This window comes from Alkalibaculum bacchi, assembly GCF_937875145.1.
Taxonomy (GTDB): domain Bacteria; phylum Bacillota; class Clostridia; order Eubacteriales; family Alkalibacteraceae; genus Alkalibaculum; species Alkalibaculum bacchi_A.
The window spans coordinates 1-3,557 of the sequence record NZ_CALNCS010000039.1 but is presented as its reverse complement, the minus strand read 5'-3'; the positions used below and the strand labels follow the sequence as shown (position 1 = coordinate 3,557).

At 37.8% G+C, this 3,557-nt stretch carries 4 protein-coding genes; all 4 read left to right on the top strand.

What is annotated here, in order from left to right; genetic code table 11:
• Window positions 1-323 precede the first annotated feature (323 nt).
• Window positions 324-581, top strand: a complete 258-nt coding sequence (locus tag Q7P22_RS02660) for an FAD-dependent oxidoreductase (protein WP_369695478.1) — start codon at window positions 324-326, stop codon at window positions 579-581.
• A 288-nt stretch (window positions 582-869) separates the two neighbouring features.
• Entirely contained in the window at window positions 870-1,085 is a 216-nt protein-coding gene (locus Q7P22_RS02655; protein WP_303860296.1) for a hypothetical protein, read from the top strand.
• Window positions 1,082-1,840 (top strand): ABC transporter ATP-binding protein, encoded by a 759-nt coding sequence (locus Q7P22_RS02650; protein WP_303860294.1) that lies wholly within the window; start codon window positions 1,082-1,084, stop codon window positions 1,838-1,840. Before Q7P22_RS02655 ends, Q7P22_RS02650 begins: the two co-directional genes overlap by 4 nt.
• Window position 1,841: 1 nt before the next feature.
• The coding region (locus Q7P22_RS02645) for an ABC transporter permease (protein ID WP_303860292.1) at window positions 1,842-3,557 on the top strand (1,716 nt) is incomplete at its 3' end.

Sequence of the window (3,557 nt, the reverse complement as noted above, 5' to 3'; positions counted from 1 at the left end):
TAACAAAGGCTTATAGCCGTAGAGGAAACCACCCGTTGGACGGGTGGTCCTCATTAAGAATGTCGTTAATTAACAGTGCCTCATCCGGTGGAGGCATATTATCATTTGCAATTATGCTAAAAGAAGTTCCATTTAATGCAGTGATAAGAAATAAAGGATATTATTGATATTGTAAATATTAAATCAATTTAAATTCTATATGTGGTATTGGTAGCTATAGTTTTTGTAGTATACATTAGAAAGTACAATAAAAAGTAGTAATATAGGCATTTGCTTCATTGCGCAAATGCCCATTCGGTTAAAAATAAAAGCGGCGTAGTAAAATAACTTGTAGGTGGCGTTACGGGCATTTTAATATCAAAATTTATTCTGGAAAAGGTCATGTAAATAATAACAAAACAGTAGATATTGTTGACGGTGCAGATAAAGGTCAAGTCATTTCTTACGGTAAATTAATCATCGCTACAGGTTCTACTCCATTAGTTCCACCAATACCAGGTCTAGATTTACCTGGCATCATGACAAGTACGGAAATATTAGATATACAAGAAGTGCCAAAAGAATTAGTCGTCATTGTATAATGTGCACGCTTGTCAAGACACAAATTCAGAAATTCTTAGTTATAACTCCTTTCTTGATTAAGGTGCACTAGCAATAAAACCAAAGTAGATACCTGCCTACTATATTTTTGATATCAATTTCATCCTGGGAAGGTTTGTTTTCAACTGGCACATGGTATGTTGTTGACCTTAAAGGTCCAAGTAATTCGCATTGATGGCCAATAGTAAGTTTTGAACCTGAAAACTCGATTAAAGCTTTTTTCCTCATTTGTGAAACCTGTTCGTGCTTTCTTTAAGTAATCCACGTCCATGGAAAGTTCACCTAGATTATTTTACCATAAAACGACAATCACGATATCCCATAGATTAGGAATTACAAGATATGTTGATAAAATCATAGTCATGAATAAAGGAGAAATTGTGGAGGTGGGCAGTCATGATCAACTAATTAACTTAGGACAAATTTATTGTAAGATGTATAACAGTCAGGCCAACTGGTACAAACAAGAGGGAGAAGTTTTATGAATGAGAGAATACCAATATTACATGCAAGAAACTTATATAAAATCTATGAAAAAGGAGAAGAAAAAGTTTACGCTTTAGACGGTGTTGATTTTGAATTATACAAAGGTGAGATGGTAGCTGTCATGGGGGCAAGCGGATCGGGGAAGAGTACTTTGCTCAATGTACTGGGTGCACTAGACTCTCCAACAAGGGGGGGAATAAGGATTCATGGGAAAGAGGCTAAAAACTACCATGTAGAGCCTAATGCTACGAAGTACAGGAGTCAAAATATTGGCTTTGTATTTCAGAATTTCAATCTATTAAAGGATCTTACTGTAGAAGACAATCTGGCATTGCCATTGATTTTAAAAAATATGGGGGATAAAGTGATCTCTCAAAAAGTAGAAGAGATGATCCTTTTGGTTGGCTTAGACGGTCGCCAAAAGCATAGGCCGGTGGAACTTTCGGGCGGGCAGCAGCAACGGGTTGCCATCGCCCGGGCACTCATTACCTCGCCGCCGGTTCTATTGGCAGATGAGCCGACGGGAAACCTGGATTATAATACATCTATTGAAATATTAGAGATGATATTAAAGATAAAAGAGAGCATGAACCAGAGCATTATCATGGTGACCCACGATCCCAAAGTGGCCACATACGCAGACCGGGTGATCTTTCTTCATGATGGTAAATTGGTAGATGAATACAGAAAAAGTGAGAAAAAAGGTCATATGGATGAGATATTAAATAAGACAAAGAAGATATTGGAGGGATAGCATGATACGTTCGATTTCTGGTGTGGCAAAAAAAATATTAGCTGCCAATAAGATGGTCTTCCTATCCACCATACTCAGCATTGCCATATCCGTTGCCTTGATTGTCAGTATGTTTTCAATGGCGCAAAATGCAGAAAATACCATAAAAGATGGATTCACAAAGTTGTACGGAACCGTAGATATTTTCGCCAGCTACGATCAAAGTCAGCCCTTTCTTAGTGAAGTCATCGACGAAATAAAAGAACTGAGCACCATTCATGAAATAGCGGGGTTTATAGTGGGACATCTTGCCATTGAACAAGAGGGCAATGAAACCTACTCTGTAGGGATAGATAACAGTGAATTGGCAAAGACCCGATATAAATATGCAAAAGACATTAAAAAAGGGGAAATTGCACTCAATCAAGGATTATTGAAAGCAATGAATAAAAAAATCGGTGATAAGGTAATGGTTGAACAAAGGGAGTTTGTCATTTCAGAAGTCATTGACGATGTAAGCCAATCCACCGATATGCCGGATGTTGCTTTGATTCATATTGAAAGCTATCGAGACCTTTTGAAAGAACCTGTTCCAGCGACCCATGTACTGGTGGACGTGGCAGACAAACAAAGTGTCTTACAGGTAGCCGAAGAAATTAAAAGAATAGATCCCAATATTCAATTGGACTTGCTGGAAGAAAATGAAGAAATACAAGCCAATATGAGCTCTTTAAAAGCATTTATGATCGTGTTGTCCATCATCATTGTTCTTATGTGTTCTTTATTTGTCCTGTCAAATTTTCAAATCTTCCTATACAATTACCGCAAACAATTTGCCCTATTTCGGGCAATAGGTGCCGGTGCAAAACAATCCTTTACCTTGGTGTTTTATCAGTGCACCGTAATGAATGTCATCGGCGTATCTCTAGGGCTACTCCTATCCTATTTTTCAAATACCTTTTTTCAAGAAAGAATAGGACAAATCTTTTTTGACGCCTCAAGTTCTATGCCCTTTTCCCTAAGTTTTTCCGCAACGGTAGGCATAAGTGCTTTTCTCATCATAGAAATTTTTATGCTGTTGCCGGCCATTCGCAGTTCCAAGATCATGCCACTATCTATTGTAGAAGAAAATGAAAAGCTGGACGGGAGCAGCAAAACCAAATATATAGGCTATGGAGCCATGATCTTATCCTGTATTCTATTTGTGATGGGATATATAAAAACCTATCAAGGTGGTACTGGAGTCTCTTTTGGGATTTTTTCTTCAGCCCTTTTTATTTTAAGCGTATATATGGTGTTTCCTTTTACTATACAAAATATACTTAAGAGATTTATCCCTGCTGCTCGTGTATTTGGTAGAAAAAACGCAGTTGTGGCCATAAAGAACCTACTGCCTCAAGTAAGCAAAAGTACGGTGATTATGATGGCAATTAGCACCATGATCGTCATTACCCTATTTGGTGGAAGCTTCTATCACACCATACTCAAAAGTAACGAGGAGTATCTCAAAAAGGAATACGCACTGGATTTGGTGGTAACAACGAGAGAGACCAGTACTTTAAACTTGGATGAAGAGTTTAGGGCCGCTTTGTCTGGATTAGACAGTATAGAAAGTAGTGTGGCTTTTAGCAACATGAATTATCTTTACTATAAGAGTGGAGAGGAACAAAAAGATGTTGACTTTGTATATATAGATATTGAGAGTATGGTAAAGGAAGGGATGCTTCCTCAGGTGGCA